The following is a 15,497-nucleotide window of genomic DNA, read 5'->3' on the forward strand; positions in this document are numbered from 1 at the left end:
TCAACGGCAAGCACGGTCCCGTCACGTCGACACCCCACTGAATGCCGCCTCCCGGCAGCGAGCGCCGATCCTTCACGCTGCACGGCGCGACTTCGCCTCGGCGACCAGTTCGAGAGCGGTCTGAAGAGCGGCGATTCGGTTGAACATGGGCGTTTGTCGCGAGGGCGAGAGCTTGCTGCCGCGGACCACGGCCTCACACTGTCGAAGGAGCGAGGCCAGTTCGACCTCCGCCCGCTCGAGATCAGCAATATCCACGCCAATCATCGGCCGTGAGCTGCGACCGTCGCCACGGCACCGAGCTCGTCCCCACGCTAGTGGCCTACCTTGACCACGGGGGCAAGTACGCCGACACGTCAACGACGCTCACCATCCACCGCAGCACACTGCGCTACCGAATCAGCCGCATCACCGAGATCTCGGGCCACGACCTCAACGACGTCGAGGCACAACTCAACCTGCACCTGGCGACACGCGCGCGGCGACTGGGCCGTGCCTCCGTCGGCGAGCCCCTGCGAAACGCCGTCCGGTGAGGTAGTCCCAAGCCGTAGTTGCGAGAGTCTGCGCGGCGATGGCACTGGACGATCAGGAGTCGTCGACCGGGCCGATCGCCGGGTGGTGCCAGAGTTCCCAGCTGGTGTGCAGCACGCAGACGAGGGTTAGCCCGGCGAGCGCCGCCAAAGCAGGCGCCACCACCGCGACCGGGATCAGCGAAGCAGCCACCACTGCGGCCACCAGGCGACCGGTGGCGAGCTGGTGGTGGTCGCGCCATGGGTAGGCGACGTCGCGACGTAGAACATCGCGACGCCACCGGCCAGGGCGACGGCCGGCAACAAGGGGAGTGGCTCCACCGGTGCCGCGACTGCTTCGTGCACCCCGAGAGCGAAGAACACCACCCCGGCCACGAGCGGCAGATGCAGGTAGCTGTAGGAGTCGCGCGCGAGCCTTGACCGCTCCCGATCAGTGGTGCCGCGCAGCCGTCGTTCGGCACCGCCGCGCAGATAACCGAAGTAGGACCACCACAGACCGGCCGCGATCAGCACGGCGAGGAGGACGGCCGTCACAACACTCGGGAGCGGGACCGCGACTGGCTGCTGTTCACCGACGAGCAGCCCTCGGTGCTCATCGAGCCGGAACCAGGTCGCGTCGACCACGGCTACTACGGGAAGTTCTGGAGCGCGCGCAGCCACGTCATGCACGTGCTGGCCGACTCCACCAGCGAGCGGATGCGCGAGCGGGCCATGCGGTTCGTGGAGGAAGCGCCCTGCCCGGATTGCCAGGGCAGTGGACTACGGCCCGAGGCCCTCGCGGTGACCTTTCTCGGGCGTTCGATCGCCGAGGTCAACGACCTGCCCTTCACCGCGCTGGTGGCTCTGCTGCGTCCGGTCGCTGAGCGGCCCGGGGATGCCGACGAGGTCGCGGCGCGGATCTGCACTGACCTGGTCGCGCGCGTCGAGGTGCTCCTCGATCTGGGCCTGAGTTATCTCAGCCTGGGACGGAGCTCGACGACGCTGTCGCCCGGAGAGGCGCAGCGCCTGCGGATCGCCACCCAGCTGCGTTCGGGTCTGTTCGGAGTCGTCTACGTCCTGGACGAGCCCTTCGCCGGCCTGCACCCGGCCGACGCGGAGCCGCTGCTGGATGTCCTGGACCGCCTCAAGGCGTCCGGCAACACACTATTCGTCGTGGAGCACGACCTCGACGTCGTACGACGAGCAGATTGGGTCGTCGATATCGGCCCGGGTGCGGGCGAGGTCGGAGGTCGAGTGCTTCACAGCGGCCCTGTCGCGGGCCTGGAGGACGTGACTGAGTCGGTCACCAGCGCCTACCTGTTCGGTCGCGCTGAGCGGCTCGTGCACGATGCGCGGGCCCCACAGGGCTGGCTGCCACTGATCGGCGTACATCGCCACAACCTGCGCGACCTGTCTGTCGATATCCCGCTGTGCGTGCTGACCGCCGTCACGGGGGTGTCCGGGTCCGGCAAGTCGACCCTGGTCACCCAGGTCCTGGCCGAGGACCCGACTGCTCGTGAGTCGTTCGACCGACTGGTATTGGTCGATCAGCGCCCTATCGGCCGGACGCCGCGGTCCAACCTCGCGACGTACACAGGGATGTTCGATGCCGTGCGGAAGTTGTACGCCGCCACGGACGCGGCCCGGGCCCGCGGCTACGGCGCCGGCCGCTTCTCCTTCAACGTCGCCGGGGGCCGCTGCGAAACCTGTCAGGGTGAGGGATTCGTCTCCGTCGAGCTACTGTTTCTGCCTGGCACCTACGCTCCCTGCCCGACGTGCCACGGCGATCGCTACAACCCCGAGACGCTCCAGATCACCTACCGCGGCAAGAGCATCGCGGAGGTCCTCGACCTGTCCGTCGACGACGCCGCCACGTTCCTGGCCGACGTACCGGCTGCCGCACGCAGCCTCCAGACGCTTCGCGAGGTGGGTCTGGGCTACCTGCGACTTGGACAGCCGGCGACCGAGCTCAGCGGCGGGGAGGCACAGCGCATCAAGCTCGCCACCGAGCTCCAGCGCGCTCACCGCGGCCATGCCCTCTACCTGCTCGACGAGCCGACCTCCGGACTCCACCCCGCAGACATCGCCCTGCTGCTGCGCCAGCTGCACCGGCTCGTCGACGCCGGCAACACGGTGGTCCTCGTCGAGCACGACCTCGACGCGATCGCCACCGCGGACTGGGTCATCGATCTCGGTCCGGGCGGAGGAGATGCCGGCGGTCGGGTTGTCGCGACCGGCACGCCGGCCGACATCGCGAGGGCCGAGGGCAGCGCGACCGCGCCCTACCTCTCGCGGCGGCTCGAGCGGACATGAGCTGGGTGCGGGCGGCCGGTGTGCCGTCAGGCTGCCGCGCGGGCGCGGAGACATCACGCCAAGAAGAATCCGTACATGTCATGAAAGATGAAGGCATGACTGTGTATCTCGCGTGGACCTCGGAGGACCTGCCTGACCTGGAGGGGCCGTGGCACGAGGCTCGGCGTGTGGCGCCCGGGCTGGTCGCCGTGGACAGCACCGAATCGCTGTCAGCGGTCTATCACGCCATCAAGTGGTCCCTGGAGGGTGAGGCTTCACTGATCGTGGTCCCCGTGCACCAGACGCCCAAGTCGCGGGGCATGGCTGCTGGCACCACTAGGTGGTTGCGTGAGCGGACTGCAAGGCAACCGCCCGGTGCGAACATCCGGGGCCTCACGTCATCCGATTGAGCTGTCTGGGCTCCCAGGCCACGAGGGCTGCCAGGTTGGTTCTCCCACCTCAGGGAACGAGGATTCACGTAGGTGGGTGATGGACACGGGAAGATTGACACCGGGGAGCGGCGCCCGCAACCGGGAAGGCCCCGCGCGGACTCCCCTGCCCCGGGGACGCCGCCCGATCAGCGAACCTCAGTTGGCGTAACCCGACCTCGAGTTCGCGCCGAGCGTGCTGCGTGTCGCAAGACCGGTCCAGACGACGCGACCGCCGGGGAACGGAGCGACAACGGGCACGTAGTTCACGCAAGGCAACGTCGTCGCAGCGGCGCGACCGCACATCGACGCCACGGCGAGCACACAGGCAGCCGCCGGCAGGACGCCGAGAGGCGCCAACCCGGCACCACACGGCGCACCGCCGGCCCCGGCCAGCCACCCGGCCAGCGTCGATCCCTGCTCGGTCGACGGCGTCGCCCCTCACCCACCCCAGGTCCCGACGCAGACCCGGACGTGCCCGCCCCAGCGGCTCCAGGACCTCGTGCCACTCACGTCGGGCTCGACGACGGTCCACGGGTGGGCGTCGATGTCGGCGCCGCCGAGCCAGCACGCGGCCTGGGCGAGCGGCGAGGCCCAGACCGCGTTCCCCGTGGGACGGGCCATGTCGACCACGCCGACGCGTGCCCCCGACCGCCTTCACCAGCGCCCTCGGGTCTGTCATATCGCCCTCCACGAGGCGCAGGCGACCATCGTGGCTCCTGGTCCGACGCCGTCAGCGCGCGAGGCACCGGCGTCGCACAGGGCGACGAAGGCACCGAGCTGCAGCAGCGCGTCGGCGCTCGAGGGCAGGTGGGCGGTGAGAGCCTCGGAGCGGATGAGCACCGCCCTCCACCGCGCGCGGGAGATCGCCACGTTGAGCCGGTTGCGGCTGAGGAGGAAGCCCATTCCGCGCGGCACGTCGGCCGCCGAGGACGCGGTCATGGACAGGATCGCGACCACCGCCTCCTGGCCCTGGAACCTGTCGACCGTGCCGACCCGTACCCCGTCGAGCCCGGCCTCCTCGAGCGCGCCGCGGATGAGCACCACCTGGGCGTTGTAGGGCGCCACGACCAGCACGTCAGCGGGACCGAGCGGCCGGGGCGTGGCGGGGTCTGCCGGGTCCTCCCAGGTCGCGCCGAGGTAGGCCCGCACCTGGCGGACGACCTCGGCGGCCTCCTCCGGCGACTCGGTGCGGTTGCCTGCGTGAGCCACCCGCACGACCTCCAGCCCGGGCTCGACCCCGTCGAGCGACCGGGCAGCGGCCGGCGCCGCCGACCCGAGCTGACCGGCATACGCCAGCTCCGACACGGTCGCGGTGACCGCCGGGTGCATGCGGTAGGTCTGCTCGAGGAAGTACCCGTGCGCCGGGTCCAGCGTGGGCTCGCCGTGCATCAGCCATCCCAGCGCCGACTCGTTGACCGGCTCCGCGTGCGTGCCCTGGCTGACCTGCGGCAGCTGCTGCGGGTCGCCGAGCAGCAGCAGACGGGCTGCCGCAGCGCCCACCGCGATGGTCGGCGCGAGGGCGAACTGCCCGGCCTCGTCCATTACGAGCAGGTCCAGCCCACCCGGCTGGACCAGGTCGGGGTGGGAGAACGTCCAGGCCGTCCCGCCGAGCACGCACCCGGTCCCGCGGTGGTCCTCCAGGAAGGCCGCCCGGCCACCGACGTTGTCCGTCACGTCGACCCAGGGACGGTCGGGCGTCTCGTTCTTCGACTTGCCGACCAGCTCGGGGTCCAGGCCGGCGTCCACGACGCCGCCGAGGACGTTCTCCACCACCGCGTGCGACTGCGCCACGACCCCGACCCGCCAGCCGTGCTCCTCGACGAGCCGTCGGATCACCAGCGAGCCGGTGTAGGTCTTGCCGGTGCCGGGCGGACCCTGGATGGCGAGGTAGCTGCGGTCCAGCGCGAGCAGCGCCGACACGACGTCCTCGACCACGTCACCCGAGTGCGGCAGCGCCTCCCGCCCGAGCAGCCGCGGCGGCCGACGGGCCAGCAGATCGAGGGCTGGTGCGGCCGGGAGGTCGGACGCTCGTGCCGACTCCTGCGCCACCCGGGCGATGGCCTCGGCGAGCTGCCTCGCGTCCGGTGGTGCCGCGGGCACCAGCGCCACCGGCAGGTCGGCGAACGTCTCGGCCTCCTTGCGCCGCTCGGACACGACCAGCACACGCGCGTCGTGCGGGTCGGGCGCGACCGCAGACGGATCAGCCGCGGCGAACGGCGCACCCTCCGGGCCGCGGGACCCGGTCGGTGCGGGCGTGGGGTAGACCAGCTGACCCCGGTCACGGACCGTGCTGCCCCGGCCCCAATCGCCGGTCAGCCGGACGGTGCGCTGCAGCGAGCGGGCCCGGCCTCCCGGGTGCTCCCAGTCCGCCACCACCTCGGCGGACTCGACCGCGAAGACGTCGCGGGAACGGGCCCACGACCCCAACGGATGACCCAACCGGTCGTAGTGCCCCCACCAGAACTGCTTGGCCTCCCGGGCGTGGTAGCCGAGCGCCGTGGCCAGCATGGCGTAGGCCTGCTCGGCCGTGGAGCGGCGCGACCGGGTGTCGGGCCCGGAGCGCGCGGTCAGCGCCGCCATGAGGGCGTCCTGCTCCTGCGCCGCCTCCCGGGGCTCGTCGTCGAGGGCGCGCGGCACGACGAGGTGACGGACACCGGCCTCCTGCGCCCGCTCCAGCAGCCAGTCGCGCAGCCCCAGGGTCGACCGGCAGTCGTAGGCGTTGTAGTCGGCGAGCGCGTGCAGCCGCTCCATGGCCCGCTCCGGGTCCTCGTGCGCCCAGAGCCGGAACTCGTGGTAGGCCAGGATGGACGCGTCGCCGCTGACCACGCCGTCCTCGGACCGCAGCTCGGCACCCATGTAGAGCGGCTCCAGCGCCTTGATGCTGTAGGACGGCGCCGAGGTCATCACCGAGCCGCGGACGACGGCATACAGGTCGACGAAGACCTCCGCGCGCAGCAGGACGTCGAGCTCCTCCTCACGCACCTGGTAGCGCATGGCCATCGCCTTGAGCGCGGACGTCTCGTACGGCGCGTAGTGGTAGACGTGCAGGTCCGGCCACCGGAGACGGCGTGCACCCAGGTCGTCCACGAACGCCACGAAGGCCGCACGCTCCTCGGCGAAGGAGTGCGCCCACACCGCCGTGTAGGTGCCTGCCGTTTCGGTCGTCCCCCAGAGGTACTGCAGCCCGGTCCGGGAGCGGTCCCCCTCGTGGTGGTGCGGGTCGCCCTCGAAGTCGAAGAAGAGGTCGCCCTCGCTGGGTGCCGGCAGCAGGGCCAGGGTCGTCGCGGCCGTCTCGAGCAGGGCGTATGCCGCCTCCCCGGGTGGGGTGCCCGCCTGCAGCGCCGCCTGGGCCCGCAGCCGCTCGAAGGTCTCCGCAGGCATGTCCGGCGGCCGCTCGGTCGCCCGGGCGAGGTCGGCGACGGTGCGCAGCCCGGTGGCGCGCAGCTGCTCCCGCTGCACGCCGTGCACCCCGGCGACGAGGAGGAGGTCCTGGTGCTCCTCGACCGCCCGCCGGCACTCCTCGCAGCGCCCGCACGCGGCATACTTCCCCTGCTCCCAGCTCGTGGGTTCGCCCGCGGCGACGTGCCCGCGCACCAGGCGGCGGAAGCGGGCGCGCACCTCCCGGAAGACCCCGGCGACGTCGGCGGTCGCGACGTCGAGCCGCTCCCCCGAACCCAGCAGCAGGCTGACCGTGGCCGAGGTCGGCACACCCAGCCCGCGCAGCTGCTCGGCGTAGGCACCCAGCTGGACCAGCGCCCGGGCCGATGCCGAGCGGGCCAGCTTGGCGTCGCACACCCGCCAGCCGTCCTCGGCCCGCTCGACGACGTCGGCGAAGCCGAGCATCTCCCCGTCGAAGACGCAGGCCTGGGACAGCGTCCGGGCCGGGCCCTGCAGCGCCCGGGCGGTGGCCTGTGCCGACTCCCGCAGCCCGGCGAGCGTCGGGGGCCATGGCGGTCGCGCCAGCTCGAGCACCTCGCCCTGCTCCCGGTAGGCCGCGAGCAGGTCGTCCTCGTGCCGCTGCCCGAGCGCGGCCAGGTGTTCCCCCATGGGATCGGGTGCGGTGGCGGGCGGCTCGGCCCACCCGAGCAGCGCGTCGAGACCGCGGAGGAAGGAGAACTCGCAGTCCAGCGCTGCCCCGAGGTCGGACGGGCTCCACACCAGCCGATGACCGTCGAGCGCGAACATGGCCCTACCCTCCCCGATGGCACCGACGGACCCGCGGCCGGGTCGGGCCTGCCGCGGCCGCGGGCCGGGCGCAGGAGGCGGCGCCCCGGCCACGCTCCACGCCCCTGGGATCATGGCCGCATGAACCGCCTGGAGCGCTGGGAGTCCCGCACCCAGATCCCCCTCATGATCGCCGCCCTCATCTTCCTGGTCGCCTTCGCGGTGCCGATCGTCGACCCCGGCCTGCCGACGGGGCTGCGAGGCACCCTCATGGCGGTCCAGGACGTCGTCTGGGTGATCTTCCTGGTGGACTACGTCTACCGCCTCGTCGTGGCACCGAAGAAGTGGGAGTTCGTCCGCAGGCACCCGATCGACCTCGCGGCCGTCGCACTCCCCGCCCTGCGCCCGCTGCGTCTCGTCGCCGCGCTGTCCTTCGTGCACCAGGTGGCCGGGGAGAAGCTGCGGGGCCACGTCGCGATGTATGTCGGTGTCGCGACGATCCTCGTCGTCACCATCTCCTCCCTCGCCGTCCTCAACGTCGAGCGCGGCGAGCCGGGGGCCAGCATCGAGACCTGGCAGGACGCCCTGTGGTGGTCCTTCGTCACGGTGACGACCGTCGGCTACGGCGACTACTCGCCGGTCACGGTCGAGGGTCGGCTCTTCGCCGTCGGGCTCATGCTCTGCGGCATCGCCCTGCTCGGCATCGTCACCGCCAGCCTGGCCTCCTGGTTGATCGAGCGGATCGCCGAGCCCGACCCGGCCAGGCAGCCGGCCACCGCCGCCGACGTCACGGCGCTCACCGAGCAGGTGCGCGAGCTGCGGGCCGAGGTCCTGGCCCTGCGCGGGGAGGAGGGACGCTGACCGCGCCGCCTCAGCTCAGAGCCGCCCGCAGCTCCTCGGCATACCGCGCGGCCTCACCGTCGGCATACCTCACCCGAGGCCAGAAGAAGCCCCGGAGACCATCCCCCTTCGTCCGCGGCACCACGTGCGCGTGCAGGTGCGGCACCGACTGACTGACGGTGTTGTTCATCGCGACGAAGGTGCCCTGCGCCCCGAGCTCGTCACGCACGACCGCGGCGACCTCGCGCACCGTGGCGAAGAACGGCTCGACCAGGGCGTCCGGCAGCTCGGTCAGGGTGTCGACGTGCTCGCGCGGGACGAGGAGCACGTGGCCCTTGAAGACCGGACGGACGTCGAGGAAACCCACCACGTGCTCACGGTCCAGGACCACGTGCGCGGGCTCCTCACCGGCGACGATGCGGCAGAACAGGCAGGACATGGACCGAACGCTAGCCGCCGGCACCGACATCGCCGAGCACGTCACGTAGGCCCTGCGCCACCCCGGCGGCGATCCGGTCCACCTCGTCGTCGGTGACCACCAGCGGCGGGCCGAGCAGCAGCAGGTCACCACGCCGTCCGTCGGCACAGCCGGTGCCCGGGTAGACGAGCACCCCCTGCTCTCGGCAGGCCTCCAGCACACGTTCGGTGACGCGCTCGCTGCGCTCGAAGGGCTCCCGGGTCGCCGGGTCGGCGACCAGCTCCACCGCCTGCAGCAGGCCGCGGCCCCGCACGTCCCCGACCACGCGCACGTCGGCGAGCTCCCGGCGCAGCGCCGCGTGCAGCCGCTCCCCCTGCCGGGCGGAGGCCTCGACCAGGCCCTCACGCTGCAGGACCCGCAGCACCGCCAGCCCGGTGGCGGCGCCGACGACGTGGTGGGAGTAGGTGAAGCCGTGGACGAAGCCGCCCTCGCGCAACGTGTCGTGCACCGCACCGCTGGCGACCGCCAGGCCCAGGGGCCAGTAGCCGGAGGCGGTGCCCTTGCCCGCGACGAGCAGGTCCGGGCGCAACCCGAAGTGGTCGCCGCCGAACCAGGCGCCGGTGCGACCGAAACCGGTCATCACCTCGTCGGCGACGACGAGGACGCCGTGGCGCGCGCACACCTCGGCGATCGCCGGCCAGTAGTCGTCCGGCGGCACGCAGGCGCCGAGCCCGGCCCCGGAGATCGGCTCGGCGACGAAGGCGGCCACGCGCGCCGGCCCGAGCCCCTGGATCTCCGCCTCCAGCGCCTCGGCGTGCCGCCGCGCGCAGCCGTCGGGATGGGCCTCGGGGAAGGGGCAGCGGTACTCGTAGGGAGTGCTGGTGTGCGCGACCCCGGTCAACCAGGGCAGGTAGGGCTGCCGCAGCCCCTGCCGCCCCGAGACGCTGAGTGCCCCGCGGGTGTTGCCGTGGTAGGAGCCGTGCCGTCCGATGACGACGTCCCGGTCCTCGCCCCGCGCGAGGTGGTAGGCCCGCGCCATCTTCAGCGCGGACTCCACCGCCTCGCTGCCTCCCGAGACCGGATAGATGCGGGGGTCCTCGAGCGGGAGCAGCGGGCCCAGGGCGTCGGCATACTCCTCCAGGACCTCGCTGGAGAAGGCCGAGCCGTGGACGTAGGCGACCCGGGAGGCCTGGGCGGCGGCCGCCTCGACCACCTCGGTGACGCCGTGACCGATGCCCACGACGACGGCGCCGCCCGCGGCGTCGAGGTAGCGCCGGCCCTCGACGTCGACCAGCTCGGCACCGCGGCCGTGGTCGACGCGGACCCGCTCGGCGCCACCGCGGGAGAAGACGTGCGCCGAGGCCACGACGGGGCTCAGCCCTGTCGGTCGGCGACGGCGGTCGCGACCGCCTCGCCGAAGATCCGCAGCCCGATCCGCGCCTCCTCCGGCGTGACCACGAGCGGGGGCGACATCCGCACGACGCTCTCGCCCGCCTCGAGGACGAGCAGCCCCCGCTCGAAGGCCGCCTGCTGGACCGCGCCCGACAGGGCTCCGTCGGCGAACTCGACGCCGATCATCAGCCCCACGCCGCGCACGTCGACGACGGCGCCCGGGTGCTGCGCCTGGATCTCGCGCAACCCGGTCAGGAGCTGGTCGCCGACCTCGCGCGCGTGGCCCAGGAGACTCTCGGACTCGATGACCCGAAGCGTCGCCAGCCCGGCGGCGCACGGCACCGGGCTGCCGCCGTAGGTCGACCCGTGGGTGCCGACACCCCAGCTCTCCATGAGCGAGGCGCGGGCGATGAAGGCGCCGAGCGGGAGACCGGAGGCGATGCCCTTGGCGGACAGCAGCATGTCCGGCTCCACGCCCGTCTGCTCGATCGCCCACATCGTGCCGGTCCGGCCCATCCCGCACTGGACCTCGTCGGCGATCAGCAGGATGCCGTGCTCGTCGCACAGCTCGCGCAACCGCCGCATCCAGCCCTCACCGGGCACGATGTAGCCGCCCTCGCCCTGGATCGGCTCGACGAAGATCGCGGCGACCTCGCTCGGGGCCACGTCGTGGCGGAAGATCGTCTCCAGCGCCTCGAAGGTCGCGGTGTCCTGCTCGTCCTGCCCGGCGGCGACCTTGGCGGGGTCGGCGTACGGGACGTGGATCACGCCGGGCAGCAGCGGCCCGAACCCCTGGTGGTACTTCGGCTTGGAGCTGGTGAGCGAGACCGCGCCCATGGTGCGGCCGTGGAAGGCGCCGTAGAAGCTGACGACGTAGGGCCGCTTCGTGGCGTAGCGGGCCAGCTTGAGGGCGCCCTCGACCGCCTCCGCGCCGGAGTTGGTCAGGAAGACCCGGACCGGCTCGCTCATGGGAGCGGTGCGCGCGAGGGCGGTGCACATCTGCGAGTAGACGGGCAGGAAGAAGTCGCTGGCCGAGTAGTGCAGCAGGTCGGCGGCCTGGTCCTGGACGGCGCGGACCACCTCCGGGTGGGCGTGCCCGGTCGAGTTCACCGCGATGCCCGCATTGAAGTCGAGGAAGAGGTTGCCGTCGACGTCCTCGATCCGGCAGCCGCGCCCGCGGTGCGGGGCGAAGGGGTAGGCGCGCGGGAGCGAGGGGCTGGTCACGGCCTGGTCGCCCGCGACGATCTCGCGGGTGCGCGGCCCCGGCAGCTCGGTGCGCAGATCGGGGACGGGACGGGTGGGGTCGGCCCAGTCGGTGGTGGGCTCGCTCGGCGCCAGGGCGGTGTCGGTCATCGGGTCTCCTTGACGAAGGTTCTGGTATGCCCCCTCCCGCCCGGACGGAAGGGGTGTCCGGTCGGGAGGGGTGTGGTCGGGGTGTGGACGGAAGGGGTGTCCGGTCGGGAGTGCTCGGGCGCGTCAGCCGCTGACGATCGTCTGCGACTGCTCGCGCATGAAGAGCTGGACGTAGTGCAGGCCGCCACCGGCCTTGCCCGAGCTGCCCGAACCCTTCCAGCCTCCGAACGGCTGCACTCCCGGCCAGGCGCCTGTGGTGGCGCCGGCCGGCCGGTTGACGTAGACGACGCCGGCCTCGATCTGGGCGAGGAAGCGGTCGATCTCGTCCTGCTCGCCGGCGAAGAGGCCGGCGGTGAGCCCGAAGACCGTGTCGTTGGCCCGCTCCAGCGCCTCGTCCAGGGAGTCGACCGGGGCGACGACCGCCAGCGGCACGAAGAGCTCGGTGCTGAAGAGCTCGTCGTCGGCCGGGAGGCCGGAGATGAGGGTGGGCTGGACGAAGTAGCCCGGGTGGCCCTCGGCCCCCTGCAGCACCTCGCCCCCGGCGACGACCGTGCCTCCGGCCTCGCGGGCGTGCTCCACCGCGGCGCGGAATCGCTCGACCGCCTCGGCGTCGATGACCGGGCCGCAGAACGTCGCTCGCTCCAGCGGGTCCCCGACGACGACCTCGCTCACCGCCTTGCCCAGGGTCTGGACCAGCTCGTCGTGGACCGAGGCGTCGACATACACCCGGGAGCAGGCAGAGCACTTCTGGCCCGAGGCCCCGGCGATGGACCGGGTGATCCCCTTGGCCGCCGCGTCGAGGTCGGCCGACGCGGTGACGATGGTCGGGTTCTTGCCGCCCATCTCGGTGATGACCGGGCGCGGGTAGTCGCCGCGGAAGGCGTCCATGACCGCCCGGCCTCCCGCGTAGGACCCGGTGAAGGTCAGGCCGTCGATGCCGGGGTGGGCGACGACCGCCTTCCCGACGTCGTCGCCGCCGGGCAGGATCTGCATGAGTCCCTCGGGCAGGCCGGCCTCGAGCATCGTCTCGTAGAGCTTCCACGCGACGTGGGTGCCCTGGACCGAGGGCTTGAGCACGACCGAGTTGCCCGCCACCAGGGCGGCGGCGGCCGGTCCGGCGGCGAGCGCCATGGGGAAGTTGAACGGGCTGATCACGCCCCAGACCCCGTGCGGGCGTAGCACCGAGCGGGTGGTCTCGGTGTCCGAGAGCTGCTCCATGGCGGCCTCGAATCCGCCGTTCTTCTCCACCTGCTCGCAGTAGTAGCGGAAGAAGACCGCGGCCTCCTCGACGTCGCCCAGGGCCTCGAGCCGGTTCTTGCCGACCTCGATGGTCATGAGGGCCGCGAGCTCGTTGGCCCGCTCGCTGATGAGGTCCGCGACGTCGCGCAGCACCGGCAGCCGCTCCTGCCAGGGCGTCGCTGCCCAGTCCCGGCCGGCGGCGCGGGCGGCCTCGACGGCCGCGTCGACCGCGCCCGGGGAGGCGGCGCGCACCCGGGCCACGAGGACGGAGGGGTCGGCCGGGCTGAACACCTCGACCGGGTCGCCGGGGGCGGGGTCGCCGGGCGCCGAGATGTCGGCGCCCAGCCAGCTCTTCGCGACCCCCACCCCGGCCTCGTAGGCGGTGTGCAGGTCCTCGTTGTCGGCAGTCAGGGTGGCGTAGGTCACCTTGTAGGGCTCGGACACGGCGTCGTCTCCTCACATCTCGCGGATCGTCAAGTTCATCCGCCATACTGCCAGATCCTCAGGACGATTGACGGAAGAATCTCGCCAACACCGGAAATCCTCCTGTATGCACGCTGCTGGATCGCAGCGGGTCTGCTGCTCGGGTAGGCGTGGCCCAGGAGATGTGGCTGGGCATGGTGGACGCCGCCCCGGACACGATGGAGCCCTACGAGGCGGCGGTAGCCGACCTCGAGGAGGCACCTGCGTGCGAGCTCAGCGCCTGACCTCGGCTCACGGACGCTGGTCCGGGGTCGCGTCGACCTGGGTGGCGTCGAGCTGGTCCAGCACGAAGGCGATCTCGAAGGCGGTCTCCCGCCACGCGTCGTAACGGCCCGTCTTGCCGCCGTGACCGGCGACCATCTCGGTCTTGAGCAGTATCGGCCGGTCCTGCGGGTCGCTCGTCACCGTCTCCCGCAGCCGGGCCACCCACTTGGCCGGCTCGACGTAGTAGACCCGGGTGTCGTTGAGCCCGGTCGTCGCCAGGATCGCCGGGTAGTCGACAGGACGGATGTTCTCGTAGGGCGTGTAGGACCGCATGAGCGCGTAGATCTGCGCCGACTCGACCGGGTTGCCCCACTCCTCCCACTCGCTGACCGTGAGCGGCAACGAGGGGTCGAGGATCGTGGTGAGGGCGTCCACGAAGGCCACCCCGGCGTGCACCACCCGGAACCGCTCGGGCGCCAGGTTGAGGACCGCCCCCATGAGCAGTCCTCCGGCGGAGCGCCCCTCGGCGGCCAGCCGGTCCGGCGCGACCCAGCCGGTCGCCACGAGGTGCTCCGCGCAGGCCACGAAGTCGGTGAAGGTGTTGGTCTTGCGCTCCATGCGCCCGTCCTCGTACCACCCCCGGCCCAGCTCGCCGCCCCCGCGGACGTGGGCGACGGCATACACCACCCCGCGGTCGAGGTAGGACAGCCGGGAGACGGAGAAGTGCGGGTCGACCGAGATCTCGTAGGAGCCGTAGCCGTAGAGCAGCCCCGGGTGCGTGCCGTCGGGCGACAGGTCCGCCCGGGCGACGAGCGAGATCGGCACCCGCGTGCCGTCCTGCGCCGTGGCCCAGAGCCGCAGCTGCTGGTAGTCCTGCGGGTCGTAGCCGCCGAGCACCGGCTGACGCTTGACGAGCGTGAGCGTCCCGCTGCCGAGGTCGAGGTCGTAGACGCTGCGCGGGGTCACCATCGACTCGACGAGGACCTGCAGGGTGTCGGTGTCGTAGGTCGGGTTGCTGCCCGACTCGATGGTGTAGACCGCCTCGTCGACCGGCACCTGGTAGCCCTCCCCCACCGGGCGACCCTCGCAGGACAGCGGCAGGACCTGCAGCTGGGTGAGGCCGTCGCGGCGCAGCGAGAGCACGAGGTGACCGGCGAAGGCCTCCACCCCCGCGAGCCGGACGCCGTCCTCGCCGGGCAGGACCGTGGACCAGTCGTCCGCCGAGGTGCTGCCCGCCGGCGCCACGGCCAGCGCGAAGTCCCGGTGGTCACGGTTGTGCACGATCCACAGCCGGTCACCGGCCGGCTCGACGTCGTACTCCACGCCCTCCTCGCGGGCAGCCACCACCCGGACCGCCCCGGTGGGGTCCTCGGCGTCCACGAGCCGCACCTCCGAGGTGTTCTTGCTGCCGAGCCAGATGAGGACGTGCCGGTCGTCACGTGAGGTGCCGACGCCCATCCAGAACCGCTCGTCGTCCTCCTGGTGCACGAGCACGTCGTCCTGCGCCGGCGTGCCGACCTGGTGCCGCCAGACCTGGAAGGGGCGCCAGGCGTCGTCGACGCGGGTGTAGAACAGGTGCTCGCCGTCGACGCTCCACGCCGTGCCGTAGCCGATCCCGGTCACGGCGTCGTCGACCACCTCTCCGGTCTCGAGGTCCTTGACCCGCAGGTCGAAGCGCTCGTCACCGGTCGTGTCGACGGCGTAGGCCAGCCGCTCCCCGTGCGGGGTGACGTCGAAGGCCCCCAGGCTGAAGAACTCCTCCCCCTGCGCCTCGGCGTTGCCGTCGAGCAGCACCTGCTCCCCTTCCGGTGCGGCGCCGGGGTCCAGCTCGGGCCGCTCCGGGGACTCGCCCACCGCGACCCGGCCGTGCACGGCGTACTGCTCCCCCTCGATCGTGCGGCTGTAGTACCACCAGTCGCGGTGGCGCACCGGGACCGAGAGGTCGGTCTGCTGGACCCGGTCCTTGATCTCGGTGAAGATACGCTCGCGCAGGCCGTCCAGGTGGCTCGTGCGTGCCTCGGTGTAGGCGTTCTCCGCCTCGAGGTGCGCGACGACCTCGGGGTCGGTCTTGTCGCGGAGCCACTCGTAGGGGTCCGTGACGTCCTCGCCGTGGTGGGAGCGGACGACGTCGACGCGGGCGGCTCGGGGCGGGGCGGGCTGATCGGTCACCCGCCC

The 15,497-nt window shown here is 72.3% G+C and carries 13 protein-coding genes; 3 read left to right on the forward strand and 10 right to left on the reverse strand.

The features are described 5' to 3' along the window. Nucleotides 1–72: 72 nt before the first annotated feature. A complete protein-coding gene (locus tag BJF86_RS12820) occupies nt 73–264 on the reverse strand; it encodes a hypothetical protein (protein WP_075819477.1) in 192 nt (63 codons plus the stop codon). A gap of 5 nt (nt 265–269) precedes the next feature. Here BJF86_RS12820 and BJF86_RS12825 point away from each other — a divergent pair, with 5 nt between their 5' ends. Next, nucleotides 270–530: a PucR family transcriptional regulator gene (locus BJF86_RS12825; RefSeq protein WP_075819479.1), complete on the forward strand. Its 261-nt coding sequence runs from the start codon at nt 270–272 to the stop codon at nt 528–530. 52 nt (nt 531–582) lie between these two features. Here BJF86_RS12825 and BJF86_RS17990 read toward each other — a convergent pair whose 3' ends face one another. Together BJF86_RS17990 and BJF86_RS12830 are read right to left on the reverse strand one after the other, a co-directional pair. Continuing rightward, on the reverse strand, nt 583–720 hold the full coding sequence (locus BJF86_RS17990) for a hypothetical protein (RefSeq protein ID WP_158068416.1): 138 nt from the start codon (nt 718–720) through the stop codon (nt 583–585). Continuing rightward, a complete protein-coding gene (locus BJF86_RS12830) occupies nt 705–1,151 on the reverse strand; it encodes a low temperature requirement protein A (RefSeq protein WP_075819481.1) in 447 nt (148 codons plus the stop codon). Before BJF86_RS12830 ends, BJF86_RS17990 begins: the two co-directional genes overlap by 16 nt. Before the next feature lie 39 nt (nt 1,152–1,190). Here BJF86_RS12830 and BJF86_RS12835 point away from each other — a divergent pair, with 39 nt between their 5' ends. Next, entirely contained in the window at nt 1,191–2,819 is a 1,629-nt protein-coding gene (locus BJF86_RS12835; protein ID WP_414819947.1) for an ATP-binding cassette domain-containing protein, read from the forward strand. Nucleotides 2,820–3,667: 848 nt separating this feature from the next. On the opposite strand, the gene BJF86_RS12845 is transcribed toward BJF86_RS12835, so the two are convergent. Both BJF86_RS12845 and BJF86_RS12850 read right to left on the reverse strand, forming a co-directional pair. After that, entirely contained in the window at nt 3,668–3,850 is a 183-nt protein-coding gene (locus tag BJF86_RS12845; RefSeq protein WP_143553837.1) for a hypothetical protein, read from the reverse strand. Nucleotides 3,851–3,904: 54 nt separating this feature from the next. Continuing rightward, complete coding sequence (locus tag BJF86_RS12850; protein WP_075819487.1) at nt 3,905–7,414, reverse strand: TM0106 family RecB-like putative nuclease; 3,510 nt, start codon at nt 7,412–7,414, stop codon at nt 3,905–3,907. Nucleotides 7,415–7,534: 120 nt separating this feature from the next. Between BJF86_RS12850 and BJF86_RS12855 the strand changes: the two genes are divergently transcribed. Next, on the forward strand, nt 7,535–8,254 hold the full coding sequence (locus tag BJF86_RS12855; protein WP_075819489.1) for a potassium channel family protein: 720 nt from the start codon (nt 7,535–7,537) through the stop codon (nt 8,252–8,254). A gap of 10 nt (nt 8,255–8,264) precedes the next feature. Here the strand turns inward: BJF86_RS12855 and BJF86_RS12860 are convergent, their stop codons facing one another. From BJF86_RS12860 to BJF86_RS12880, 5 genes are all read right to left on the reverse strand, one after another. Then, nucleotides 8,265–8,672, reverse strand: coding sequence for an HIT family protein (locus BJF86_RS12860; RefSeq protein ID WP_075819490.1), 408 nt, complete (start codon nt 8,670–8,672; stop codon nt 8,265–8,267). A gap of 10 nt (nt 8,673–8,682) precedes the next feature. After that, the gene (locus BJF86_RS12865; protein ID WP_075819492.1) at nt 8,683–10,017 is read right to left on the reverse strand and encodes an aspartate aminotransferase family protein; all 1,335 of its coding nucleotides are present in this window, start codon (nt 10,015–10,017) and stop codon (nt 8,683–8,685) included. Between the two features lie 8 nt (nt 10,018–10,025). Beyond that, nucleotides 10,026–11,396: an aminotransferase class III-fold pyridoxal phosphate-dependent enzyme gene (locus tag BJF86_RS12870; protein ID WP_083653066.1), complete on the reverse strand. Its 1,371-nt coding sequence runs from the start codon at nt 11,394–11,396 to the stop codon at nt 10,026–10,028. 123 nt (nt 11,397–11,519) lie between these two features. Next, nucleotides 11,520–13,079 (reverse strand): aldehyde dehydrogenase family protein, encoded by a 1,560-nt coding sequence (locus tag BJF86_RS12875; RefSeq protein WP_075819494.1) that lies wholly within the window; start codon nt 13,077–13,079, stop codon nt 11,520–11,522. A gap of 270 nt (nt 13,080–13,349) precedes the next feature. Then, the gene (locus BJF86_RS12880; RefSeq protein ID WP_075819610.1) at nt 13,350–15,491 is read right to left on the reverse strand and encodes a S9 family peptidase; all 2,142 of its coding nucleotides are present in this window, start codon (nt 15,489–15,491) and stop codon (nt 13,350–13,352) included. Nucleotides 15,492–15,497: the final 6 nt, after the last annotated feature.

The organism is Serinicoccus sp. CNJ-927, assembly GCF_001942435.1.
Classification (GTDB): domain Bacteria; phylum Actinomycetota; class Actinomycetes; order Actinomycetales; family Dermatophilaceae; genus Ornithinicoccus; species Ornithinicoccus marinus.